The sequence below is a fragment of the Micromonospora sp. NPDC048986 genome (assembly GCF_040649335.1).
GTDB classification, from domain to species: Bacteria; Actinomycetota; Actinomycetes; order Mycobacteriales; family Micromonosporaceae; genus Micromonospora; species Micromonospora alfalfae.
The window spans coordinates 257,312-279,476 of sequence record NZ_JBEZFJ010000004.1 but is presented as its reverse complement, the minus strand read 5'-3'; the positions used below and the strand labels follow the sequence as shown (position 1 = coordinate 279,476).

Below are 22,165 nucleotides of genomic sequence, written 5' to 3'. Positions count from 1 at the left end.
CACACCGGTGCCCTAACCTTTGCCGACATGACGGCGGATTCGGTCACCACCTCCCAGCCCTCCCCCGCGGCGCAGGCGCCGCCGACGGTGCGGGCCTCGCTGTCCCCGTCGCGGGCGGCGGATTTCAAGACCTGCCCGCTGCTCTACCGGTTCCGCAGCATCGACCGGCTGCCCGAGCGCACCACCATCGAGCAGGCCCGGGGCACGTTGGTGCACGCGGTGCTGGAGCGCCTGTTCGACCTGCCAGCCACCGGCCGCACACCGGAGGCGGCCGGTGACCTGGTGGCCCCCCAGTGGGACCGGCTGGTCACCGAGCAGCCGGAGCTGGCCGGGATCTTCGACGGCGCGGAGCCGGCCGGCCCGGTGGAGTTCCTCCGCTCCGCCGCCGGGCTGTTGCAGGGTTACTTCGCGGTGGAGGATCCGACCCGGCTGGAGCCGGCCGAACGCGAGAGCCTGATCTCCGCGGTCGTCGACGAGGAGTTGCTGATCCGGGGCTACCTCGACCGGCTCGACGTCGCGCCCGACGGCGCGCTGCGCGTGGTCGACTACAAGACCGGGGGCGCCCCGCGGGAGGCGTTCGAGGCGCGGGCGCTGTTCCAGCTGAAGTTCTACGCCCTGGTGCTGTGGCGCACCCGGGGGGTGGTGCCCCGGGTGCTGCGGCTGCTCTACCTGCGCGACGCCGAGGTGTTGGATTACACCCCCGACGCCGACGAGCTGGTCCGCTTCGAGCGCACGGTGGTGGCGCTGTGGCGGGCCATCGAGCAGGCCACCGCCCGGCAGGATTTCCGGCCCCGGCCGAGCCGGCTCTGCGACTGGTGCAGCCACCAGGCGCTCTGTCCCAGCTTCGGCGGCACCCCGCCGCCGTTCCCGGTCGCCGCGGCGAACGCCGACCCGCTGCGTGACTCCCGGGCCACCCCGGTGGCGCCGGGCGCCGACGAGTGACGGCTTCCTGAGCGACGCGTACCTTGCGGCCGTTCGGGCCACCGGGACCGCCTGCCGCACGCCGCCGGCGCCGACCCGACCGCGGCGGCGCCGCCGCGGTCGGGACAGCGTGACCGGCCGGCCTCTACGGTGATCCGCGACGTACCGGCTCCGGTGCGCGAGGATGACCGGTGCGCGCCACGACGTCGGCGGGACGGGAGACGAGATGAGCGATCAGGCGCCCTCGGCGCGGCCGGTGCGGATCCTGCTCGCCGACGACCAGCCGCTGCTGCGGACCGGGTTCCGGATGGTGCTGGGCGCCGAGAGCGACCTGGACGTGGTGGCGGAGGCCGGTGACGGCGTGGAGGCGGTGGAGTTGTCCCGCCGGCTGCTGCCCGACGTCGTCCTGATGGACATCCGGATGCCCCGGATGGACGGGGTGGCGGCGACCCGGGCCATCGTCGACGCCCGGCTGCCGGTAAGGGTGCTGGTGCTCACCACCTTCGACCTGGACGAGTACGTGGTGGGCGCGTTGCGGGCCGGCGCCAGCGGGTTCCTGGCCAAGGACGTGCCGGCCGAGGATCTGATCGCGGCCATCCGCACTGTCGCCGGCGGGGACGCGGTGGTGACACCGCGGATCCTGCGGCGACTGCTGGACCGCTTCGCCGAACTGCTGCCCGATCCGGCGGCGACGCCGTCGGCGACGCTCAACGCGCTCACCGACCGGGAGCGCGAGGTGCTCGTGCAGGTCGCCCGGGGGCTGTCCAACGCCGAGATCGCGACGGTCCTGTCAGTGAGCGAGACCACCATCAAGACGCACGTCGGGCATGTGCTGACCAAGCTGCGGCTGCGCGACCGGGTGCAGGCGGTGGTGCTGGCGTACGAGTCGGGGCTGGTCCGCCCCCGGGCGTAGTTCCGCCGGCCTGGGTACCTCACCCGGCGTACTCGAAGATCCCTCCGTGGGGGGACGGCTGCCGTTGCCGTCGTCACCTACCGTGACCGGAGATGGCGTAGTTCGGTTGACCCTCCTGTGGCGTCAGGTGCAAGTGTCGGTGCTGCCGCCCGCCGCCGAGGTGAAAAACGGTCGACCGGCCGTCGACTCAGGGGCAACCCTGATCCGACATGGGGGTGCACCCGCAGCGGGAAATCCGCACCAGGTCCCCCCAGGGTCGGACGGGGCGGGCGGATGCAGCACCGATGATTGAACAGTCGCGCCGGACCATCGGGGGGCGGCGTGCATTTTCGGACAGACGGAAGAGGTAGATGACGTGACCGCGACGGTAGGCCAGCAGGCGCAGGCCGCGGCCCGGGCGAACGACGTGTGGAAGGTGTACGGCAGCGGCGAGGCTCAGGTCATCGCGCTGCGGGGGGTCAGCGCGGAGTTCGAACGTGGCCGCTTCACCGCGATCATGGGCCCGTCGGGTTCCGGTAAGTCCACGCTGATGCACTGCCTGGCCGGTCTGGACTCGGTGACCCGGGGGACGGTGTCGATCGGTGAGACGACGGTCACGGGGCTGGGCGACGCGGGGCTGACGAAGCTGCGCCGCGACAAGGTGGGCTTCATCTTCCAGCAGTTCAACCTGCTGCCGACGCTGACCGCCAAGGAGAACATCCTGCTGCCGCTGTCGATCGCCGGGCGCAAGCCGGACCCGGCCTGGTACGACACGGTGATCGAGACGGTGGGTCTGAAGGACCGGCTGGACCACCGGCCGGCACAGCTCTCCGGTGGGCAGCAGCAGCGGGTGGCGTGCGCCCGGGCGCTGGTCTCCCGCCCCGAGGTGATCTTCGCGGACGAGCCGACCGGCAACCTGGACTCGCGCTCCGGCGCGGAGGTGCTCAACTTCCTGCGTAACTCGGTTCGGGAGCACGGCCAGACCATCGTGATGGTCACCCACGACCCGACGGCCGCCGCGTACGCCGACCGGGTGGTCTTCCTCGCCGACGGCGAGATCGTCTCGGAGCTGATCGAGCCGACCGCCGAGACGGTGCTGGACACCATGAAGAAGCTGGACACTCCGGCCGAGGTGGGCAACTGATGTTCCGCGCGACGCTGAAGAGTCTGCTGGCCCGTAAGGTCCGGCTGATCCTGTCCGGCCTGGCGGTGGTGCTCGGGGTGATGTTCGTCTCCGGCGCTTTCGTGCTCACCGACACGCTGGGTCGATCCTTCGACTCGGTCTTCGCCGACGGTTTCTCCGAGATCGACGTCAACGTCGCGGCGAAGCCGAAGGTGCAGGTCAACGAGATGGAGGGCGAGCAGACAGTCGCCCCGCTGCCGGCCGCCCTGGTGGACCGGGTGAAGCAGGTGCCGGGGGCGGCCTCGGCGACCGGTGTGGTCAACGCCGACGGCGCCCGGGTGATCGGCAGCAACGGCAAGGTCGTCACCTCGTTCGGCCCGCCGCAGTTGGGCGAGAACTGGACCGGTGAGAGCGAGCTGCTGAAGCTGCGTGAGGGGCGCGCGCCGCAGGCCGAGGACGAGATCGTCATCAACAAGGCGTTGGCCACCGCCGCGAAGGTGCAGGTCGGCCAGAAGGTCGGCGTGCTGACCGCCTTCGAGTCGAAGAAGCGGGAATTCACACTGGTCGGCGTCTTCGGTTACAGCGGTGACCGGGACTCGATCGGCGGGGTCAACGAGGTCTTCTTCACCACCCCGGTGGCGCAACGGCTGATGCTGGGCGAGCCGGACGTGTTCAGCAGCATCACCGTGCAGGCCGCAGACGGGGTCTCCGACGAGAAGCTGCGCGACGAGGTGGCCCGCACCCTGGGCGCGGACTTCGAGGTGAAGACCGGCGAGCAGGTGGCCGCGGACGCCTCGGCCAGCCTGAAGGAGGGCCTGTCCTTCTTCAACAAGATCCTGCTCGGCTTCGCCGCTGTGGCGCTGCTGGTGGGCACCTTCCTGATCCTCAACACCTTCTCGATCATCGTGGCGCAGCGGACCCGGGAGTTGGCGCTGATGCGCGCCATCGGGGCCAGCGGCCGGCAGATCATCGGTTCGGTGGTGCTGGAGGCCATCGCGGTGGGGTTGATCGCCTCGGTGCTCGGCCTCGCCGCCGGCATCGGGGTGGGCGCGCTGCTGGCGTACCTGTTCGGCAAGCTCGCCGGTGGGCTCACCCTGGCCGGCATCGGTGTGCCGGCGGCGGCCGTGATCGGTTCGTTCGCCGTCGGTCTGGTGATCACCGTGGTGGCGGCGTTGCTGCCGGCCCTGCGGGCGTCCCGGATCCCGCCGATCGCTGCCATGCAGGACGTGGCCACCCCGGACCGACCGTTGACCAAGGTCACGGTGGCCGGGTCGCTGGTCACCGGCGTCGGCGCGGTGCTGCTGTTCCTCGGGCTCAGTGGCAACGCCGGCGGTCAGACCCTGTCGACCATCCTCGGCGGGGTGCTGTTCGCCTTCATCGGGGTGGCGCTGCTGACCCCGCTGATCAGCCGGCCGGTGGTGAGCCTGCTCGGGGCGATCTTCTCCTGGTCGGTGCCGGGCCAGCTGGGTCGGCTCAACTCAGGGCGCAACCCCCGTCGTACGGCCATCACGGCCGCCGCGCTGATGGTCGGCATCGCGCTGGTCACCGGCGTCACGGTGATCCTCGACTCGGCCAAGGGCAGCATCAGCGCGCTCGCCCAGGACACCATCAAGGCCGAGCTGGTGATCGCCGGCCAGCAGGGCGGCCCGCGTCCGCCGACGTTCGACCCGGGCGTACTGGACCAGGCCAAGGCGCTGCCCGGTGTGCGGTTGGTCGACGGCGAGTACGGCGACATGGGGCGGATCGACGGCGAGGGCACCTGGGTCGCGGCGAGCAGCGACATCGCGTCGCTGCGGCAGATCTTCGGCGCGAAGCCGACCGCCGGTGACATCGACCGGCTCGGGCCGACCCAGATGCTCGCCAGCTCGGACACGGCCACGTCCCGCGGCTGGTCGGTGGGCTCCACCGTCAACGTGCAGCTGACCCGGGGCGAGGCACGCACCTACACGATCAGCGGCATCTACGAGTCGTCGCAGCTGACCAACCCGGTGACGCTGCCGGTGACCGCGGCGAAGGACTTCGCCATCCCGCAGCCCATCCAGGGCTTCATCCAGCTGGACCCGGGCACTCGGGTGTCCGACGTCCAGCCGCAGGTGGAGGCGTTGCTCGCGGACAGCCCCGAGGTGTCGGTGGCCGACCGGGACGCGTTCATCAAGCAGCAGACCAGCTCGCTCGACGGGCTGCTCACGATGATCCAGATCCTGCTCGCGCTGGCCATCGTGATCGCCGTGCTGGGCATCATCAACACCCTGGCCCTGTCGGTGCTGGAGCGGACCCGCGAGTTGGGTCTGCTGCGGGCGATCGGCCTGCGCCGGTCCCAGACCATGGGCATGATCACCGTGGAGGCGGTGGTGATCTCGGTGTTCGGCGCGCTGCTCGGCGTGGCGGTGGGCACCGGCCTCGGCGCCGCTGTGGTCGAGGCCCTCAAGGACGAGGGCATCACCGACCTGATCCTGCCCTGGGGGCAGATGGGTGTCTTCCTCGGCCTCGCCGCCATCATCGGCGTGGTGGCCGCGGTGCTCCCGGCCGTGCGGGCGGCCCGGATCAACGTCCTGGGCGCCATCGCCCACGACTGATCGGCACTGCCGAGGCCCCCGGTCGCCATCCGCGACCGGGGGCCTCGGCCGTCCGTACTTCGCTGTGCGCGGCGGGCCTGCGGTGGGCCGGTCAGCCGGTCGCCGCGGCCCGATCGGTCAGCAGCTCCGCGAGCAGCGCCAGGTCGACGCCGGTCAGGCTCTGCACCTGGTGTACGCCGACAGTGCTCGGCAACGCCACCTCCGCCGGTACGGCCAGGACCGCCGCGCCCGAGGCGAGCGCGCTGGCCACCCCGGTCGGTGAGTCCTCGATCGCCACACAACGCTCGATCGGCACACCCAGCAGCCGGGCCGCGGTCAGGTACGGCTCGGGGTGCGGCTTGGCCGCGACCACCTCGTCGCCGGCGACCACGGTGTCGAAGTTGTCCCGACCGAGGGTGTCCAGGGCGATCTCGACCAGCGCCCGGGGGCTGGAGGTGACCAGCGCGGTGGGGATTCCCGCCGCGCGGACCGCGCGCAACAGCTCGAACGCCCCCGGCTGCCAGGGCAGGCCGGTGCGGAACAACTCCAGGATCCGGGCGTTGATCCACGCCGCGCTGATCTCCGGATCCCGTTCGGGCTGCCCCAGGTCGTCGTGCAGGATGCGCATCGACTCGGCCATGGCGGTGCCGATGATCGACTGGCGGGCGTCGACGGAGAGTTCCCCGCCGTACTCCTTCGCGAGTTCCTGCAACGCGACGTCCCACAGCTTCTCGCTGTCGACCAACGTGCCGTCCATGTCGAAGAGCACAGCGGCGGGGTGATGGCTGCTCAGCGGAACCTCCAGGGTCGTGACCGACACCGGCGATCCTGCCAGCAGCCGCCGGGGCTGGTGGCGGCAACGGGCGCCAGGGTGATCCGGGCAACCCGTTCAGCCCAGGTCGCACTCCTTCAGGGAACCCTCGTAACCCCGGAAGAACATGTCGGTGCGCTGCTCGGCGGTGCCGTGCGCCCCTTCCGCGAACCACGGCTGGTCCGGGTCGTCGCCGACCGCCGCCACCCCCTCCCGGAACTCGTCCAGGTCACCCTCGGCGAGGGTCAGGGCCTCCGAGCGCACCGAGTCGCCGAGGTACGCCCCGGCCATGCAGTCGGCCTGCAACTCCTGCTGGATGGTGAAGCTGTAGTTGATGCCGAGCCGCACCTGGATGGCGTGCGCGTACTCGTGTCCGAGCAGGTAGAACACGAACGCGTCGCCGACCTGGCGGAACGCCGCCACCGACCAGGCGACGTCGTACGCGATGAAGTCGCCCCGCGAGCAGTAGACGGCGTTGTTGCGGGGCAACGCCTGACCACCGCAGGACACCTCGCCGTCGCGCTGGTAGGGGATGATCCGCCGGATCGGCTGGAAGCGCTGCCCGGACTCCTTGAACTGGGCCGCCCAGTACCGCTCGGCGACGGCCTGCGCGTCGGCGACGTCCTGCTCGAACTCGGCGACGCTCGTGGTGCTGTCGGCCCGGGTGGTGCTCGGCCCCGGTGAGGCTGCCGACGGGTTCGCCCCGGGGCGCTCGGCCTCCGGCTCGGCCAGCCCACCGCCGGCGCAGGCGAGGGAGACCAGCGCGGCGATCAGCAGACCCGCCAACGGGCCCCGCGCGTCGCGTCCGAACCGTGCCGCCAACTGTGCCTCCCCAGACATCGGTACTCAGGCTGGTAGTACCCCGACGATAGGACCGCAACGCCCGTCACCGGTTTCACGCACGGCACGGCCGGACGGTTCACGTGCCGTGGGCCCGGACGGGCTGCGGCGCACCCACGCCACCGCCTCAACTACCTGCTCAACCACCGGCTGCGCCGCTCGTACGGCCAGTAGGGTCGCTCAACCGCCCGACTCCCGACCGCGCTGCCACGTGTCACCCTGGTCACCGTGCCGCTCGGCCTCGTACCTGTGCTGGCGACCACGAGCGGCCCGCCCAGCCCGAGAGTCGTCGCCCCCCACCTCGCCGGCCCGCCCCCGCCGCACCACAACGCCGAACGCCACCCCCGCCACGACGACGAAGACCCCCACCACCACCCACACCACAGTCATCCCGCCAACCTAGGCCCCACCCACCACAGCGCCGCTCGGTGATCATGGAGTCGGCGTCATCCCACCCGGCGTGTCACGACGCCAACTTCACGATCACCGGTTCGGCTGGGAGGCAGACCGGGTGTGGTTGGGGTGTCCGGGCGGGAGGTTGAGGTTCGACGTTTCCGGTGAGGGCGCCGGGGTGGTGTCCGCACCGAAGGAGGGAAGAATCGTGAAGTACATGATTTTGCTCTACGGGTCGCAGCAGGACTACGACGTGCTGTCCGGGCGGGCTTCCGACCGGCCGGCGATGTCGGCCGAGCAGATCGCGGCGATGCACCAGCACATGGAGGCCTTCCACCAGGCGCTGGCCGAGTCCGGGGAGTTGGTTGACGCCCGGGGCCTGAGCGAGCCGGTGCACGCCCGCCGGGTGCGGGTGCGCGAGGGGGCACCAGTGATCACCGACGGCCCGTACCCGGAGACGCAGGAGGTCCTCGCCGGTTACACAATCGTGGAGTGCGCCAGCTTCGACCGGGCCACCGAGATCGCCGCCGGCCTGGTCGACCCGGACGCCCCCGGTGGGTACGTGGACGTGCGGCCGGTGCTCGACGGTGTCGAGGACCTGGCCGGCTGACCGGTGCCGGAGACTCCCGCCGAGGACCTGCTGCGCGAACTGGCGCCGCAGGTCCTCGGCGCGCTGGTCCGCCGCTACGGGCACTTCGACACGGCCGAGGACGCGGTGCAGGAGGCGCTGATCGCCGCGGCGCACTGTTGGCCGCGCGACGGCGTACCGGAGAGTCCGCGTGGCTGGCTGATCACCGTGGCGTCCCGTCGGCTGACCGACCTGCTGCGTCGCGAGCAGGCCCGGATGCGACGGGAGGACACGGTGGCCCGGTGGGTGCTCCCGGAGCAGTGGCGCGCCCCCGCCGCCGACCGTCCGCCGGCGGACGCCGACGACACGCTCATCCTGTTGTTCCTGTGCTGTCACCCGGCGCTGTCGGCGGCGTCGCAGATCGCGCTCACCCTGCGGGCGGTGGGCGGGCTGAGCACCGCCGAGGTGGCGCGTGCGTTCCTGGTGCCGGAGGCGACGATGACCCGGCGGATCAGTCGGGGCAAGCAGCGGATCCGTGACAGTGGGTTGCGGTTCGCGCCGCCCACCGACCGGGAGCGCGCCGGCCGGCTCGCCGCCGTGCTGCACGTGCTCTACCTGATTTTCACGGAGGGGTACGCCCGCACCGCCGGGCCCGGGTTGCTGCGCGCCGACCTGACCGCCGAGGCGATCCGGCTGACCCGGCTGGTGCGCCGGCTGGCGCCCGAGGACCCCGAGGTCACCGGGTTGCTCGCGTTGATGCTGCTCACCGACGCCCGCGCGTCGGCGCGGATCGGCCCGCACGGTGAGCTGGTGCCGATGGCCGAGCAGGACCGCTCCCGGTGGCGGGCCGACCAGATCGCCGAGGGGGTCGAGCTGATCACCGGGGCGCTGCCGCGCGGGGTGGTCGGGGCGTACCAGCTCCAGGCGGCCATCGCGGCCGTGCACGACGAGGCGCCCAGCGCGGCGGCCACCGACTGGGCGCAGATCACCGCGCTGTACGAGGTGCTCCTCGGGATGTCCGACAACCCGGTGGTGGCGCTCAACCACGCGGTGGCGGTGGCCATGAGCCGGGGCGCGCCGGCCGGGTTGGCGTTGCTCGCCGACCTGGCCGACGACCCCCGTCTCGCCGACGACCCTCGACTGCCGGCCGCCCGCGCCCACCTGTGGGAGCTGGAGGGCGAGCGGGTCGCGGCGCGGGAGGCGTACCGGATGGCGGCGGCGCGCTCGACGAACCTGGCGCAGCAGCGCTACCTGAACGCCCGCGCGCAGCGCCTCGCGGGCGACCCACCGCCCACCGGCTGAGCCGGCGGGCCGTGCGGGTCACGCGACGAGCCGGCGGGCCGTGCGGGTCACGGGCTGGCGGCCAGGAAGACGAAGGCGGCCATCAGCACCAGGTGCACGCCGCCCTGCAACACGTTGGCCCGGCCGGGCACCACGGTGAGGACGGCGGTCACGGCGGTGAGCGCGAGCAGGGCGAGCTGGGTGCCGCCGAGGCCGAGCAGCAGCGGGCCGTCCAGCCAGATCGAGGCGATCGCGATGGCCGGGATGGTCAGGCCGATGCTGGCCATCGCCGAGCCGAGCGCGAGGTTCAGGCTGGTCTGCACGCGGTCGCGGCGGGCGGCGCGGGCGGCGGCCAGGGTCTCCGGCAGCAGCACCAGCAGGGCGATGATCACGCCGACGAACGCGTGCGGCAGGTTCGCCGCCGCGACGCCGGCCTCGATGGTCGGCGAGACGGTCTTGGCGTCGCCGACCACCGCGACCAGCGCCACCAGCAGCAACCCCAGGCTGACCATCGCCGCACGGGTCGTTGGCGGCTTGGCGTGCTCCTCCGTCTCGATGACCTGGCCGCGGCTGTCGACCGGCAGGAAGTAGTCGCGGTGCCGGCCGGTCTGCACGAGCACGAACAGCCCGTAGAGCGCCAGCGAGGCGACGGCGGCGAAGGCGAGTTGGGCCGGGCTGAACTCCGGGCCGGGCCGGGCCGTGGTGAAGGTCGGGATGACCAGACTCAGGGTGGCCAGGGTGATCACGGTGGCCAGGGCTCCGCCGGTGCCCTCCGGGTTGAAGACCGCCACGCGGCGGCGCAGCGCCCCGAGCAGCAGGGACAGGCCCAGTATTCCGTTGCAGGTGATCATGACGGCGGCGAAGACGGTGTCGCGGGCGAGCGACTGGGTCTTCTCCGGCCCGCTGATCATGAGCGTGACGATCAGGGCCACCTCGATCACTGTGACCGCGACGGCGAGCACGAGGGACCCGTACGGCTCCCCCACCCGGTGGGCGACCACCTCAGCGTGGTGCACCGCCGCGAGCACCGCGCCGCCCAGCAGCACCGCGACAACCACGATGACGGGCCCAGGCAGGCTCCGCCCCCAGGTGACCATCAATATCAGGACGGCGAGCACAGGTACGACGAACGTCCAGTCGGTCAGGCGGGAGCGAAGGAGGGCTGCCATCCATACAGAGTGCCAGGTCAAGTGATCATGTGCCCACCATCGACGCGGCGACATGCGACCGTCCGGGGCCTTCACCACGCCAACCCGTAACCCATCGGTTACGCTTTTCAGGTGAACGAGGTGGCCACCGCAATCGCGGACCCGGTACGACGGCACATCCTGACCCTGCTGCGCGACGAGTCGCTGTCCGCTGGTGACATCGCCCAACGATTCGTGATCAGCCGACCAGCGATCAGCCGCCACCTGCGGCTACTACGCGAGAGCGGTCTGGTGCACGACGAGATGGTCGGCCGACAGCGGATCTACCGACTCGATCCGCGCCCGCTCGCCCCGCTGGTCGACTGGCTCGCCGCGCTCGCGGCCACCGACCGGTGGGGCCGGCACCTCGACGCGTTGGAGACCGAGGTCTATCGCACCCGCCGAGAGCGCCGCGGCCGCGGCCCGGCGGAGCACCGAAGGGAGCAAACGGCATGACCCGTACACCCGCCGGACGCCTGTTTCAGACCGACACCGGCCACGATCTCGTCCTCACCCGGACCTTCCGCGCCCCGGCGGCCGACGTCTGGGCCAGCCTGACCGAGCCGGAGCGTACGGCCCGCTGGTTCGGCCCGTGGGAGGGCGACGCCGGGCCCGGACGGACCATCCGGGTCCAGATGGCGTACGAGGAGCAGCAACCCTGGTGCGAGGTGCGCATCGACGCGTGCGAACCGCATCAGCACCTCGCCGTGTCGATGGTCGACGACTACGGCAGCTGGCTGTTGGAGCTGTCGCTGACCGAGACCGACGGCAGCACCGAGCTGCGGTTCGTGCAGCACCTGAGCAGCGTGGAGGGCATCGCCGAGGTGGGTGCCGGTTGGGAGTACTACCTGGACCTGCTGGTCGCCTCCCGGGACGGCTCGCCCCGCCCGGAGTTCGACGACTACCACCCGGCGATGCAGCCCTACTACCAGGGGCTGGTCGCCACGGCCGGCTAGGCGTCGAGGGCCTGCCGCAGCTTGGCGAACTCGGCGGTCAACGCCGGCAGCGGGAAGTGCGCGTTGAGGCCGCTGGGGTTCGGCAGCACCCAGACCCGGGCCGGGCCCAGCCGGTCCGGTCGCGGGCCCAGCCCGGCCTTCGGTCGGGCGAAGGCGATCCGGTACGCGGTCACCCCGAGGATCGCCACCCAGCGCGGCCGGTAGCGCTCGGCCTTCACCGCCAACCCGGTCACGCCGGCGACCAGCTCCTGCGGCGTCAGCTCGGCGGCGCGGGCGGTGGCCCTGTTGCTCAGGCTGGTGATGCCCAGGCCCTGCCGCAACAGCTCGTCGCGTTCCCACGATTGCAGTTGGCGGTCGGTGAAGCCGGCCCGGTGCAGGGCCGGCCAGAATCGGCTGCCCCGGCGGGCGAACGGCTCCCCCACCGCTGCCGAGTACAGCCCCGGGTTGTAGCCGCAGAACAGCACGCGCAGCCCGGGACCGATGATGTCCGGCAGACCCCGGCCGGCCGCCGCCGCCACCTCGAGCGGGGTCGGCCGCCGCGCCGGCCCCGCACGCTCCGCGTCCATCTCACCGATCCTGCCGTACGCCCCGGTGCCGGACCCGGCGCACGGCTTGACACCCTCAACGGATGCAGTCAACCGACCACTTCGCCGCCAGCCGTTACGCGCGGATGCGCTGGAACACTCCGCTCTCGCCGGAGCACGCCGCGGTGCTGCTGCAACGGCTCGACGTTCGCCCCGGCGCACGGGTGCTCGACCTCGGCTGCGGTTGGGGTGAGCTGCTGCTGCGGGCGGTCGCCGCCGGCGGTGTCAACGGCCCGGTCGCGACGCGCGGCGTCGGTGTCGACACCGACGAGGCAGCGCTCGCCCGAGGGCGGCGGCTGGCCGCCGGTCGGTCGCTGAACCGGCACGTCGCCTTCGTGATGGGGGAAGCGGCGGCCTGGCAGGAGCCGGCCGACCGGGTCCTCTGCATCGGCTCGGCACATGCCTTCGGCGGCACCGAGGCCGCCCTCGACGCCCTCGCCGCAGTGGTCCGGCCCGGTGGGCGGCTGCTGTTCGGCGACGCGTACTGGGAACGGTCCCCCACGGCCGAGATCGCCGAAATCTTCGGTCCGGAGGTCCCGACCCTTTCCGGGCTGGTCGAGGCCGCCCGCGAGCGGGGCTGGCGGTTGCTGCACCTGAGCACCGCCGACCAGCGGGAATGGGACGACTTCGAGTCCACCTGGCTGGCCGGCCGGCAGGAGTGGCTGCTGGCGTACCCGGAGGATCCCCGCGCGGCCGAGGTCCGCGCGGAACTCGACGACAGGTTGCGCCAGTACGTCGGCGGTTACCGGGGTGTCCTCGGCCTCGGCTACCTCGTCCTCGGCCGGTGACCGCCCGCAGTCGACGCCGCTGGCCACGCTGCGCGCGGTGAACGCCGGATCTCGTCTCGCAGCGCGTTGGCGGAGCCTCGTCGTGGCCACCGGCGCCGTGCTGGCCTGGCTGTTCCCGGGCGGTGCTCGACAGCGACCACGGCCGACCCCACCCGTGTGGTCGGCCTCGTCCCCGCTGCGGCACCAACTACCGGGACTGCCTGAACTGGCGCGCCCTCGCACCGGACCCGGCGCCCTGTGGCGGCTGAAGCCTTGACGTTTGACCCACCGCCCCGACCGGCGTGGGGAAGAGTGGTGGGCGAGAGCTGTCGTCGAGCACCGGGCGGCGGCACGGCGTCAGGCGGAGGTTTTCGGATGAGCGACACGTCTTCGGCCCGGCCCGCCCGCAACGTCGTCCTGGTCCATGGCGCGTACGCCGACGGGTCCTCCTGGTCCGACGTCATCCCGCTGCTACAGCGGGCCGGGCTGACGGTCACCGCGGTCCAGAACCCGCTGACCTCCCTGGCCGACGACGTCGCGGCCACCAGCCGCGCCCTCGACCGGCAGGACGGGCCGACGGTGCTGGTGGGCCACTCGTGGGCCGGCACGGTCATCAGCGAGGCCGGCAACCACCCGAGGGTCACCGCCCTGGTGTACGTAGCCGCCCGCGCGCCGGACGCCGGCGAGGACTACGCCGCGCTCGCGGCCAGGTACCCCACCCCGCCGGCGAACGCCGGTCTCGTGCACCACGACGGGTACGCGCAGCTCAGCGAGAGCGCTTTCCTGGCCGACTTCGCCGGGGGAATCGAGCAGACCCGCGCCCGCGCTCTCTACGCGGTGCAGGGCCCGATCGCCAAGAACCTCTTCGAGGGCCGCACGACGACGGCCGCCTGGCGGGACCGGCCCTGCTATTACTCGATCTCCACACAGGACCGCACCACCGCGCCGGAGCTGGAGCGTTTCCTGGCCGATCGGATGAACGCGACGACCATCGAGGTCGAATCGTCGCATCTCGCCATGGTCACCCACCCCGAGACGATCGCCGACCTCATTCTGATGGCGACCCGGGGCACCCGGTAGGGCGGCAGAAGCTGGCCGCGGGACGGCCGGCCGACGTGGTGCTCAGGTCAGGGCACACGCGGACCCGCAGTACGGGCAGAACGCGCGCTTGGCATTCGAGGTGACCTCGATGTCGCACCGCGCGCAGTGGCCGTTCTCCCACAGGCCCTGGTCGATCCCGAGGCCCCCGTCGTAGTGGTCGCGGTCCGGCCAGGCGACCAGTTCGACGTTGAGGCCCGGTTCGACGTCGTCCTCGTAGTAGGTGACGCTCGCCAGAGTCAGCGCGGTTCGCATGCCGTACGCCTCGGCTGTGTAGTGCGGCAGGGCCCGGCGCAGGACGTCGACCAGCTCGCGGACCGGCAGCGCCACGAGTTGTTCGGCGAGCCGTTCTCGATCTTCGTCGGTGGTCATCACACCGACGATACGTCTTACCTCCACGCCGCCGTCGGCCCTGCGCGGGCGTAGTCGGACCGGAACACCTGGGCTTGACGGGGCCTAGACATCGGAGGTTTACTGCGTCAACGATGCCAGTCGATGAATTTAGATCGTCCATTGTGGGACGTCTGCATCTTCGGCCGGTGTCGCCGCCCAACCCCTGCACCCCCACCACCACCTCAGCCGAGCATCGGCGGCCCGGCTTCCGCACCACCGCCATCGCGGCCTCCGGCCTGCCCGTGCGCACAGCCTGAGGTAAACGCTCAGCAGAGGAGCAAGACCATGCGTTCCCGTCCCCGCCTGTTGGCACTCGTCAGCGGCCTGGCCGTCATGCTGGCCAGCCTGGTCGCACTGCCGACCCCCGCCTCGGCGGCACCACTGACCAAGGTCCTGGTGTTCAGCAAGACCGCCGGCTTCCGGCACTCATCCATCCCCAACGGCATCGCCGCGATCCAGCAGCTCGGCTCGGCGAACGGCTTCACCGTCACCTCGACCGAGGACGCCGCCCAGTTCACCACCTCCAACCTGGCCCAGTACCAGGCGGTGGTCTTCATGTCGACCACCGGCGACGTCCTCAACGCCAGCCAGCAGAGCGCGTTCGAGTCGTACATCGCCGCCGGTGGTGGCTACGTGGGCGTGCACGCCGCTGCCGACACCGAATACAGCTGGCCGTGGTACGGCTCGCTGGTCGGCGCATGGTTCGACTCGCACCCGGCGATCCAGAACGCCACGGTGCGGATCGAGGACCAGACCAACCCCTCGACCGCCCACCTCGGCACCACCTGGGTCCGCTCCGACGAGTGGTACAACTACCGCACCAACCCCCGGTCCAGCGCGCGGGTGCTGGCCAGCCTCGACGAGTCGTCCTACAGCGGCGGCAACATGAACGGCGACCACCCGATCACCTGGTGCAAGGCCTACGGTGGCGGGCGTGCCTGGTACACGGGCCTCGGACACACCGAGGCGTCGTACACCGACCCGAACTTCACCCGGATGCTGCTCGGTGGCCTCCAGGTCGCCGCGGGTTCCGTGACTGCCGACTGCTCGCCGCGCACCACGACTCCGCCGCCCACCGTCAGCGGCTCCACCCTGCGGGCCCGCGCCAACAACCAGTACGTCAGCGCGCCCAACTCGACCACCGCCCTGATCGCCAACAAGACCTCGGTGAACACGAGCGAGCGGTTCGACCTGGTCAACCTGGCCAACGGCAACGTGGCGCTGCGGGCCAAGAGCAACTCGCAGTACGTCGCGGCCGAGAACGCCGGGGCCGCCGCGCTGATCGCCAACCGGGCCACCGCCGGCGCCTGGGAGACGTTCCAGCTCATCCGCAACTCCGACGGCACGGTGAGCCTGCGGGCCACCGTGAACAACCGCTACGTCGCCGCCGACAACGCGGGCGCGTCACCGCTGATCGCCAACCGGACCTCCATCGGTCAGTGGGAGAAGTTCGACCTGGTCACCACCAACTGACCTGACCCCCCCGCTCGCTCTCCACCACCACCTGGTCGTGGCGCGCCCCCGCGCGCCCGTCCCCCGGTCGTCGAGAAAGGACGATCATGCTCTCGTATCCCCGGCGCTGGCCCCGGGCGCTCTTCGCGGCGGTTCTCACCGTCGCAAGCGCGGCCCTCGCTGTGGCTGCACCGTCCACCGCGCAGGCTGCGGTGATTCCCGCCTCCGACTATCAGCAGGTCAAGCTCGCCACCGGCTCGGGCGAGCTGGGTGAGGCCATGTCCCTGGCCGTGCTGCCCAACCGCTCGGTGCTGCACACCGCCCGCAACGGTGTCCTACGGGTCACCGACGTGGCCGGCAACACCAAGGTCTCCGGCACCCTGTCGGTCTACACCCACGACGAGGAGGGGTTGCAGGGCGTCGCCGTCGACCCCGGCTTCGCCACCAACCGGTGGATCTACCTGTACTACTCGCCCACGTTGAGCACCCCGTCCGGGGACGCCCCGACCACCGGTTCGCAGTCTGACTGGGACCGGTGGAAGGGGCACCTGCGGCTGTCGCGGTTCACCCTCAACAGCGACGACACGCTCAACCTGGGCAGCGAGAAGATCGTGCTCCAGGTCGCCAATGACCGTGGGCAGTGCTGCCACGTCGGCGGCGACCTGGACTTCGACGCCGCCGGCAACCTGTACCTGACCACCGGCGACGACACCAACCCGTTCGAGTCGTCCGGCTACGCGCCGCTCGACGAGCGGACCAACCGCAACCCGCAGTTCGACGCCCAGCGCTCGGCGGGCAACACCAACGACCTGCGGGGCAAGCTGCTGCGGATCAAGCCGCAGGCCGACGGGACGTACACGATCCCGTCGGGCAACCTGTTCGCGCCCGGCACGGCCAACACCCGTCCCGAGATTTACGCGATGGGTCTGCGCAACCCGTTCCGGATGAGCGTCGACAAGGCGACCGGCGTCGTCTACCTCGGCGACTACGGCCCGGACGCGGGCAGCACCAACTCCAGCCGGGGCCCCCAGGGTCAGGTCGAGTTCAACCGCATCGCGGCGCCCGGCAACTTCGGCTGGCCGTACTGCACCGGCAGCAACACGAGCACCGAAACATACAATGAATACACCTTCCCGTCCGGGCCGTCGCAGTCCAAGTACAACTGCACTGGCGGGCCGACAAACAACTCGTTCCGCAACACCGGGCTCGGCACGTTGCCCGCGGCGAAGCCGGCCTGGATCAAGTACGCCGGTGACTCCGGTTCGCCGTCGGAGTTCGGCAGCGGCTCGGAGTCGCCGATGGGCGGGCCGGTCTACCGGTACAACGCCTCGCTCAACTCCAGCATCAAGTTCCCGCAGTCGCTGGACGGCCAGTTCTTCGCCGGCGAGTACGGCCGCCGTTGGATCAAGGCCATCAAGGTCAACTCCGACGGCTCGCGCGGGGAGATCTCCAACTTCCCGTGGAGCGGCACGCAGGTCATGGACATGGCCTTCGGCCCGGACGGCGCGCTCTACGTGCTGGACTACGGCACCGGCTCGAACAACCAGGCGCTGTTCCGGATCGAGTACATCGGTGGTGGCAACCGCAACCCGATCGCTGTCGCCTCGGCCAACCCCACGTCGGGGGCCAACCCGCTGACCGTCAACTTCTCCTCGGCCGGCAGTTCCGACCCCGAGGGCGGCGCGCTCAGCTACCTGTGGACCTTCGGCGACGGCACCACGTCGACGGCGGCGAACCCCACCAAGACGTACACCACGAACGGCTCGTACAGCCCCACCCTGAAGGTCACCGACCCGACCGGCCTGTCCGGCACGGCGAGCCTGATCGTCACCGTGGGCAACACCGCACCGACGGTGTCCCTCACCACGCCCAACGACGGGCAACTGTTCACCTTCGGTGACACGGTGGCGTACCAGATCTCGGTGAGCGACCCGCAGGACGGCACCATCGACTGCTCCAAGGTGAGCCTGACGTACGCGCTGGGCCACGACAGCCACGCCCACCAGATCACCTCGAAGAACGGGTGCAGTGGCTCGATCACCTTGCCGACCGACGGTGAGCATGACTCGGCCGCCAACATCTACGGGGTGTTCGACGCCGCGTACACCGACAACGGCGGGCTGACCACGCACAGCATCAAGACGTTGCAACCGAAGCACCGCCAGGGTGAGCACTTCGGCGCCCAGTCCGGTGTCCAGGCCACCGACCACACCAGCGCCGAGGGTGGCCGCACGGCCGGATTCATCGAGAACAACGACTGGATCTCCTACCAGCCGTACAACCTGTCCAACGCCAACCGCATCACCGTACGGGCGTCGTCGGCCGGCGCCGGTGGCACCATCGAGGTCCGGGCCGGGTCGGCCACCGGAAGCCTGCTGGGCACCGTCACGGTGCCGGTGACGGGCAACTGGGAGACCTTCGTCGAGGCGTCCGGCACGATCAGCAACCCACCCACCGCGTCGACGACGTTGTATCTGGTCTTCAAGGGTGGGTCCGGCTACCTGTTCGACGTCGACGCGTTCACCTTCGCGACCGGCACCGGTAGCAGCTCACCGGCGAGCACCCTGCGGGCGCAGGTCAACAACCAGTACGTGTCGGCGGTCGGCACCACGGCACTGATCGCCAACAAGGCCAGCGTCAGCACGACCGAGCAGTTCGACCGGGTGGACGCCGGCAACGGCACCATCGCCCTGCGGTCGCGCGCCAACGGGCTCTACGTCTCCGCGGAGAACGCGGGCGCGGAGCCGTTGATCGCCAACCGCACGTCCGTGGGTGCGTGGGAGACCTTCCAGCTCATCAACAACTCCGACGGAACGGTCAGTCTGCGCGCCACGATCAACAACCAGATCGTGGCCGCCGAGAACGCCGGGGCGGGATCGCTCATCGCCAACCGCGCCTCGGTTGGCTCCTGGGAGAGGTTCATCCTGACCACTGGCTGACGAACGAGTGGTGGGGCCCGGTCTGGTCGGTGACCAGGCCGGGCCCTACCGTGTGAAGTAGGCGGCGCTCTGCTGGTCCGCCGGGTAGTAGGACTCCACAGCGATCTCCTCGATGGTGATGTCCATCGGGGTGCCGAACGTGGTGATGGTCGAGAACAGCCGCAGCTCGCGCCCACCGATGCGCAGGATCATCGGGATCACCACGTCGGCGTCGACCCGTTGGTCCGGCGGCTCCTCGGGCAGCGGGTTCAGCAGTTCGTCGTAGAGCGCCGCGAGTTCCGCGTCGGGAGCGGCGGCGAGCTGACGCGAGATCCGGCTGCGGAACACCGCCCGCACGTCCGCCAGGTTGACGACCAGGGGGGCGAGCCCGCGCGGGTGCAGACCCAGCCGAACCAGGTTCACCGGTGGGCGCAACAGATCGGGCGCCGCGTACGCGAAGAACGGGTCGACCGCGCTGTTGGTCATGACGATGTTCCAGCGGCGGTCGAAGACCAGCGCCGGATACGGCTCGTGCGCCTGGAGCACCCTGCGGACCGCGTCGAGGGCGCCCGACAGGGCGGTGTCGTCGAGCGGGCGCTGCGCGTACCGGGGTGCGAAGCCGGCGGCGAGCAACAGCTGGTTGCGGTCACGCAGCGGCACGTGGAGCTGGTCGGCGAGCCGGATGATCATGTCGGCGCTCGGCGTGGACCTGCCGGTCTCGACCAGGCTGACGTGCCGGGCCGAGACATCCGCGGCGATCGCCAGGTCAAGTTGGCTGAGCCCTCGGCGCTTGCGCCACTGCCGCAGGAGTTCCCCGACCGCATACATGATCATGAGCCTACTCATCGTCGCTCCGGGCGCCATGAAGTGCGATGTCATCGACAAGCGCACGAGGCCGGGGAAACACTTGCGGCCATGACGACCGAGAACAAGAGCATCGTCGGACGTGCGTTGGCGGGGCTTGTCGACACCGGCGACGTCGACACGCTCGCCTCGTACCTGAGCGAGGACTTCACCCATCACCGGTCGGATTCGACGACCTCCACCAGGGCGCAGTGGCTCGCCGCGGTCCGCGCCGCACTGGGCCCGACCGCCGGCATGCGGGTCGACATCCTGCACCTGCTGGCCGACGGTGACCACGTCGTGGTGCACTCACGACGCCGACTCCCCGACGCAGGGCCGGAGATCGTGGTGGTCGACGTCCTGCGGATCGCCGGCGGACTCATCGCGCAGGCGTGGGAAGTCATCGAACCGGCAGGCCAGGCGGCCGCCAACGGCGCGTGGTGGAACGCGGGTGTCTAGATCGGGAAGCGGCCGTGGCGCCAGTGCCAGTGGCCGCCGGCCCGCAGATGGTCGATGATCGCGCGCTGGAGCGCAGTGCGGCGCGGCAGTTCGTCGAGCGGCGTGGTCAGGGTCCGGAACCCGAACCGCAGCACCTCGATGTCGGCGTCCGGCCCCGCGGACTCGTCGTAGGGCTCCAACTCGAACCGGCGCTGGAACCGCACGATGTTGGAGTCCTCGGGAAGGTAATCGCGCAGCTGCGGGTCGAGCAGCCACGAGGCACAGGAGAACGCTGTGTAGCGCTCGTCGGGAAAGTGCCGGGGAAAGAACGCGCGGGCCTCGTCGAGGGACGCCTCGATCGCCTCCGGGGTCAACGGCCCCGACTCGGGGACGTGCAGGCCGATGGCACCGTCACCGCGCTGGTGTTGCAGCCGACCCAGCTCGTAGACGCTGCCGCGCGAGTGCAGCGTCAGCCAGCTCTGCATGATCGGCCAACCCTCGCCGCGCATCCGTCGGTCGACGGCGAGGTTGCGGCCCAGGTCAGCCAGGGTCACCCAGGTCACGGCATCGGGGACGCCGTGGTCGCTGTGGTAACCGCGCACCACGTCGATTAGGGCCAGGTACGCGTACACGTAGAGGTGCCGCCAGGCGGGCCCTCGCTCTCGCGGCAGCTCCGGGCCGGGCGACAGCCAGTCGTAGCCGGCGAGGTCGGCGCGGACCAGGGCGATCGAGCGGTCGAGCAGCCAGCGCAGCTCCGGAGTCCAGTGCGGAGAGTCGGGTTCGGGCCAGCCCGCCATGATGTCGGCGGCGTCGTCCGGCCGCACGGCGAGCCGGTCGAGGATGGTGGGCGCGTCGGCGGTGGCGGGCAACGGAGCTGACGGCCAGTCACCGGCGAGCCGGTGCACGCGGTCGACCTCCTCGACGGGCACCGCGAGCCGGGCGGCGATATCGTCCAGATCCACGCCGCCGACCCTACCGGCGCACGCGCAACTCAGGAGTCCGCCGGCACTCCGGCGTCGAGCTGCCCGATCATGGGCGCGAGGAGGTCGTTGAGCTCGCGGGCCAGCACCGCCACCGCCCGGCGCGCCGCCGCGGCGACCTCGTCGTCCGGTCCGTCGGGCGTCGGCGGCAGGTCGTCGAGCGGGACCGGCGCCTCCACCTGCAGCAGCGCGCGCAGGTGCGGGCGGCGCGTCTGGTCCTGCTCGGTGGGTGTGGTGAACTGGCCGAACAACCGGGGCCAGTCCTGCCAACCGCGGTCGCGCTGCCACTGCTTGGTCCAGGTCAGCTCGGCCGGCCAACGGGAGGCCACTGTCACGGCGCAGACCAGGCTGCCGTCCCACGGGCTGCGCGCGCAGGTCGCCGAGATGATCCGTCGGTGCCAGCGGACGAAGCCCGGCGACAGCTCGGCGGCCAGCCGCCAGGCGGTCACCGCGAACGCGACGGGCGCGAAGTCGCCCCAGGTGTCGGCGAACTCGTCGATCCGACGAAACACCTCGGCCTCGTAGCGGCCGCGCCCGTCGGTGCCGTGCTCACGGTCGAACTGCTCGTCCAGCCAGAAGGCGCGCGGTTCCGGCATCCTCAACCCCGTTTCACAGCGATGGTGTTGCGTACCTCGAACCTATGCGAACGTCGGGGTTGCGGACGTCATCCTCGCCCGTTGTCAACCTGTGCTCCGGCGACGGGACGGCGACCCGTTCAGCCGACGAAGACGCAGAAGGGATGCCCGGCCAGGTCGGCGTACACGCGCAGCGGCTCGTCCGGGTCGTCGATCCGGTCGTACAACAGCCGGCCACCGAGGCGCAGCACCCGCTCATGCTGGACCAGCAACTCCTCGACGGACTCCACGGTCAGGTCCAGGTGCAGCTGCTGGGGCACTGTGTTCGTCGGCCAGGTAGCCTCCGGCAAATGCTCCACCTGCTGAAACGCCATCTGGGGTCCACCGTCGGGTGACCGCAGCACCAGCCAGTCACTGCCGCGTTCGTCGGCCTGGCCGGCCGCTGGCGGTTCGTCACCGGGCCGATAGACGAAGCCCAGTAGTTGCCGGTAGAACTCCGCCAACGCCCTCGCATCGGTGCAGTCGAGCACCACCGAACACAGCTTGGGCAGGCTCTCCTGGTCGACCATGGTTGATCACCTCCGGGTGCC

The 22,165-nt window shown here is 71.1% G+C and carries 23 protein-coding genes; 13 read left to right on the top strand and 10 right to left on the bottom strand.

What is annotated here, in order from left to right; genetic code table 11:
- Positions 1-27 precede the first annotated feature (27 nt).
- The 4 genes from AB0B94_RS11610 to AB0B94_RS11595 all read left to right on the top strand — a co-directional run bounded on the left by AB0B94_RS11610 (position 28) and on the right by AB0B94_RS11595 (position 5,512).
- Positions 28-942 (top strand): PD-(D/E)XK nuclease family protein, encoded by a 915-nt coding sequence (locus AB0B94_RS11610; RefSeq protein ID WP_357272493.1) that lies wholly within the window; start codon positions 28-30, stop codon positions 940-942.
- A gap of 205 nt (positions 943-1,147) precedes the next feature.
- Entirely contained in the window at positions 1,148-1,834 is a 687-nt protein-coding gene (locus AB0B94_RS11605; protein WP_357272477.1) for a response regulator transcription factor, read from the top strand.
- 355 nt (positions 1,835-2,189) lie between these two features.
- Positions 2,190-2,957 carry an ABC transporter ATP-binding protein gene (locus AB0B94_RS11600; protein ID WP_030332873.1) on the top strand — a complete coding sequence of 256 codons (768 nt, stop codon included), beginning with the start codon at positions 2,190-2,192 and terminating at the stop codon, positions 2,955-2,957.
- On the top strand, positions 2,957-5,512 hold the full coding sequence (locus AB0B94_RS11595) for an FtsX-like permease family protein (RefSeq protein ID WP_357272431.1): 2,556 nt from the start codon (positions 2,957-2,959) through the stop codon (positions 5,510-5,512). Before AB0B94_RS11600 ends, AB0B94_RS11595 begins: the two co-directional genes overlap by 1 nt.
- A 91-nt stretch (positions 5,513-5,603) precedes the next feature.
- Here the strand turns inward: AB0B94_RS11595 and AB0B94_RS11590 are convergent, their stop codons facing one another.
- The 3 genes from AB0B94_RS11590 to AB0B94_RS11580 form a co-directional block, all read right to left on the bottom strand.
- Positions 5,604-6,260, bottom strand: a complete 657-nt coding sequence (locus AB0B94_RS11590; protein ID WP_238672359.1) for an HAD family phosphatase — start codon at positions 6,258-6,260, stop codon at positions 5,604-5,606.
- Positions 6,261-6,380: 120 nt separating this feature from the next.
- On the bottom strand, positions 6,381-7,124 hold the full coding sequence (locus AB0B94_RS11585; RefSeq protein ID WP_357273864.1) for a neutral zinc metallopeptidase: 744 nt from the start codon (positions 7,122-7,124) through the stop codon (positions 6,381-6,383).
- A gap of 198 nt (positions 7,125-7,322) precedes the next feature.
- The gene (locus tag AB0B94_RS11580; protein ID WP_357272417.1) at positions 7,323-7,532 is read right to left on the bottom strand and encodes a hypothetical protein; all 210 of its coding nucleotides are present in this window, start codon (positions 7,530-7,532) and stop codon (positions 7,323-7,325) included.
- Positions 7,533-7,752: 220 nt separating this feature from the next.
- Here AB0B94_RS11580 and AB0B94_RS11575 point away from each other — a divergent pair, with 220 nt between their 5' ends.
- Both AB0B94_RS11575 and AB0B94_RS11570 read left to right on the top strand, forming a co-directional pair.
- Positions 7,753-8,145 carry a YciI family protein gene (locus AB0B94_RS11575; RefSeq protein WP_357273860.1) on the top strand — a complete coding sequence of 131 codons (393 nt, stop codon included), beginning with the start codon at positions 7,753-7,755 and terminating at the stop codon, positions 8,143-8,145.
- Positions 8,146-8,148: 3 nt separating this feature from the next.
- Complete coding sequence (locus tag AB0B94_RS11570; RefSeq protein ID WP_357272407.1) at positions 8,149-9,405, top strand: DUF6596 domain-containing protein; 1,257 nt, start codon at positions 8,149-8,151, stop codon at positions 9,403-9,405.
- A gap of 47 nt (positions 9,406-9,452) precedes the next feature.
- Here AB0B94_RS11570 and AB0B94_RS11565 read toward each other — a convergent pair whose 3' ends face one another.
- The gene (locus AB0B94_RS11565) at positions 9,453-10,553 is read right to left on the bottom strand and encodes an ionic transporter y4hA (RefSeq protein WP_238672322.1); all 1,101 of its coding nucleotides are present in this window, start codon (positions 10,551-10,553) and stop codon (positions 9,453-9,455) included.
- Between the two features lie 111 nt (positions 10,554-10,664).
- Between AB0B94_RS11565 and AB0B94_RS11560 the strand changes: the two genes are divergently transcribed.
- Positions 10,665-11,027, top strand: a complete 363-nt coding sequence (locus AB0B94_RS11560) for a metalloregulator ArsR/SmtB family transcription factor (RefSeq protein ID WP_357272378.1) — start codon at positions 10,665-10,667, stop codon at positions 11,025-11,027.
- Complete coding sequence (locus AB0B94_RS11555) at positions 11,024-11,527, top strand: SRPBCC family protein (RefSeq protein ID WP_357272352.1); 504 nt, start codon at positions 11,024-11,026, stop codon at positions 11,525-11,527. Before AB0B94_RS11560 ends, AB0B94_RS11555 begins: the two co-directional genes overlap by 4 nt.
- Here the strand turns inward: AB0B94_RS11555 and mug are convergent.
- Positions 11,524-12,093, bottom strand: coding sequence for a G/U mismatch-specific DNA glycosylase (gene mug / locus AB0B94_RS11550; RefSeq protein WP_357272329.1), 570 nt, complete (start codon positions 12,091-12,093; stop codon positions 11,524-11,526). The genes AB0B94_RS11555 and mug overlap by 4 nt on opposite strands.
- Positions 12,094-12,155: 62 nt before the next feature.
- Between mug and AB0B94_RS11545 the strand changes: the two genes are divergently transcribed.
- Complete coding sequence (locus tag AB0B94_RS11545) at positions 12,156-12,899, top strand: methyltransferase domain-containing protein (RefSeq protein ID WP_357272315.1); 744 nt, start codon at positions 12,156-12,158, stop codon at positions 12,897-12,899.
- A 354-nt stretch (positions 12,900-13,253) separates the two neighbouring features.
- A complete protein-coding gene (locus AB0B94_RS11540; protein ID WP_357272295.1) occupies positions 13,254-13,958 on the top strand; it encodes an alpha/beta hydrolase in 705 nt (234 codons plus the stop codon).
- 42 nt (positions 13,959-14,000) lie between these two features.
- On the opposite strand, the gene AB0B94_RS11535 is transcribed toward AB0B94_RS11540, so the two are convergent.
- On the bottom strand, positions 14,001-14,348 hold the full coding sequence (locus AB0B94_RS11535) for a hypothetical protein (protein WP_357272271.1): 348 nt from the start codon (positions 14,346-14,348) through the stop codon (positions 14,001-14,003).
- 354 nt (positions 14,349-14,702) lie between these two features.
- Between AB0B94_RS11535 and AB0B94_RS11530 the strand changes: the two genes are divergently transcribed.
- Together AB0B94_RS11530 and AB0B94_RS11525 are read left to right on the top strand one after the other, a co-directional pair.
- The gene (locus AB0B94_RS11530; RefSeq protein WP_357273855.1) at positions 14,703-15,842 is read left to right on the top strand and encodes a ThuA domain-containing protein; all 1,140 of its coding nucleotides are present in this window, start codon (positions 14,703-14,705) and stop codon (positions 15,840-15,842) included.
- Positions 15,843-15,928: 86 nt separating this feature from the next.
- Positions 15,929-18,760 carry a PQQ-dependent sugar dehydrogenase gene (locus tag AB0B94_RS11525; protein ID WP_357272255.1) on the top strand — a complete coding sequence of 944 codons (2,832 nt, stop codon included), beginning with the start codon at positions 15,929-15,931 and terminating at the stop codon, positions 18,758-18,760.
- A gap of 45 nt (positions 18,761-18,805) precedes the next feature.
- Here AB0B94_RS11525 and AB0B94_RS11520 read toward each other — a convergent pair whose 3' ends face one another.
- Complete coding sequence (locus AB0B94_RS11520) at positions 18,806-19,573, bottom strand: helix-turn-helix transcriptional regulator (protein WP_357272231.1); 768 nt, start codon at positions 19,571-19,573, stop codon at positions 18,806-18,808.
- A gap of 81 nt (positions 19,574-19,654) precedes the next feature.
- Here AB0B94_RS11520 and AB0B94_RS11515 point away from each other — a divergent pair, with 81 nt between their 5' ends.
- Positions 19,655-20,041: a nuclear transport factor 2 family protein gene (locus AB0B94_RS11515; protein WP_357272218.1), complete on the top strand. Its 387-nt coding sequence runs from the start codon at positions 19,655-19,657 to the stop codon at positions 20,039-20,041.
- On the opposite strand, the gene AB0B94_RS11510 is transcribed toward AB0B94_RS11515, so the two are convergent.
- The 3 genes from AB0B94_RS11510 to AB0B94_RS11500 all read right to left on the bottom strand — a co-directional run bounded on the left by AB0B94_RS11510 (position 20,038) and on the right by AB0B94_RS11500 (position 22,144).
- The gene (locus tag AB0B94_RS11510) at positions 20,038-20,982 is read right to left on the bottom strand and encodes an acyltransferase domain-containing protein (RefSeq protein WP_357272202.1); all 945 of its coding nucleotides are present in this window, start codon (positions 20,980-20,982) and stop codon (positions 20,038-20,040) included. The two genes, AB0B94_RS11515 and AB0B94_RS11510, sit on opposite strands and share 4 nt — an antisense overlap.
- A 29-nt stretch (positions 20,983-21,011) precedes the next feature.
- Positions 21,012-21,596: a hypothetical protein gene (locus AB0B94_RS11505; protein WP_357272185.1), complete on the bottom strand. Its 585-nt coding sequence runs from the start codon at positions 21,594-21,596 to the stop codon at positions 21,012-21,014.
- A 119-nt stretch (positions 21,597-21,715) separates the two neighbouring features.
- Positions 21,716-22,144: a VOC family protein gene (locus tag AB0B94_RS11500; RefSeq protein ID WP_357272171.1), complete on the bottom strand. Its 429-nt coding sequence runs from the start codon at positions 22,142-22,144 to the stop codon at positions 21,716-21,718.
- Between the last annotated feature and the right edge of the window lie 21 nt (positions 22,145-22,165).

What these genes read in the sequence shown, in the direction of transcription:
- AB0B94_RS11605 (WP_357272477.1), top strand. Translation starts at nt 1,148, where the DNA reads ATGAGCGATCAGGCGCCCTCGGCGCGGCCGGTGCGGATCCTGCTCGCC.
- AB0B94_RS11530 (WP_357273855.1), top strand. Translation starts at nt 14,703, where the DNA reads ATGCTGGCCAGCCTGGTCGCACTGCCGACCCCCGCCTCGGCGGCACCA.
- AB0B94_RS11540 (WP_357272295.1), top strand. Translation starts at nt 13,254, where the DNA reads ATGAGCGACACGTCTTCGGCCCGGCCCGCCCGCAACGTCGTCCTGGTC.
- AB0B94_RS11610 (WP_357272493.1), top strand. Translation starts at nt 28, where the DNA reads ATGACGGCGGATTCGGTCACCACCTCCCAGCCCTCCCCCGCGGCGCAG.
- AB0B94_RS11500 (WP_357272171.1), bottom strand. Translation starts at nt 22,144, where the DNA reads ATGGTCGACCAGGAGAGCCTGCCCAAGCTGTGTTCGGTGGTGCTCGAC.
- AB0B94_RS11580 (WP_357272417.1), bottom strand. Translation starts at nt 7,532, where the DNA reads ATGACTGTGGTGTGGGTGGTGGTGGGGGTCTTCGTCGTCGTGGCGGGG.
- AB0B94_RS11575 (WP_357273860.1), top strand. Translation starts at nt 7,753, where the DNA reads ATGATTTTGCTCTACGGGTCGCAGCAGGACTACGACGTGCTGTCCGGG.
- mug (WP_357272329.1), bottom strand. Translation starts at nt 12,093, where the DNA reads ATGGACGCGGAGCGTGCGGGGCCGGCGCGGCGGCCGACCCCGCTCGAG.
- AB0B94_RS11515 (WP_357272218.1), top strand. Translation starts at nt 19,655, where the DNA reads ATGACGACCGAGAACAAGAGCATCGTCGGACGTGCGTTGGCGGGGCTT.
- AB0B94_RS11565 (WP_238672322.1), bottom strand. Translation starts at nt 10,553, where the DNA reads ATGGCAGCCCTCCTTCGCTCCCGCCTGACCGACTGGACGTTCGTCGTA.
- AB0B94_RS11505 (WP_357272185.1), bottom strand. Translation starts at nt 21,596, where the DNA reads ATGCCGGAACCGCGCGCCTTCTGGCTGGACGAGCAGTTCGACCGTGAG.
- AB0B94_RS11525 (WP_357272255.1), top strand. Translation starts at nt 15,929, where the DNA reads ATGCTCTCGTATCCCCGGCGCTGGCCCCGGGCGCTCTTCGCGGCGGTT.
- AB0B94_RS11555 (WP_357272352.1), top strand. Translation starts at nt 11,024, where the DNA reads ATGACCCGTACACCCGCCGGACGCCTGTTTCAGACCGACACCGGCCAC.
- AB0B94_RS11535 (WP_357272271.1), bottom strand. Translation starts at nt 14,348, where the DNA reads ATGACCACCGACGAAGATCGAGAACGGCTCGCCGAACAACTCGTGGCG.
- AB0B94_RS11595 (WP_357272431.1), top strand. Translation starts at nt 2,957, where the DNA reads ATGTTCCGCGCGACGCTGAAGAGTCTGCTGGCCCGTAAGGTCCGGCTG.
- AB0B94_RS11520 (WP_357272231.1), bottom strand. Translation starts at nt 19,573, where the DNA reads ATGATCATGTATGCGGTCGGGGAACTCCTGCGGCAGTGGCGCAAGCGC.
- AB0B94_RS11545 (WP_357272315.1), top strand. Translation starts at nt 12,156, where the DNA reads ATGCAGTCAACCGACCACTTCGCCGCCAGCCGTTACGCGCGGATGCGC.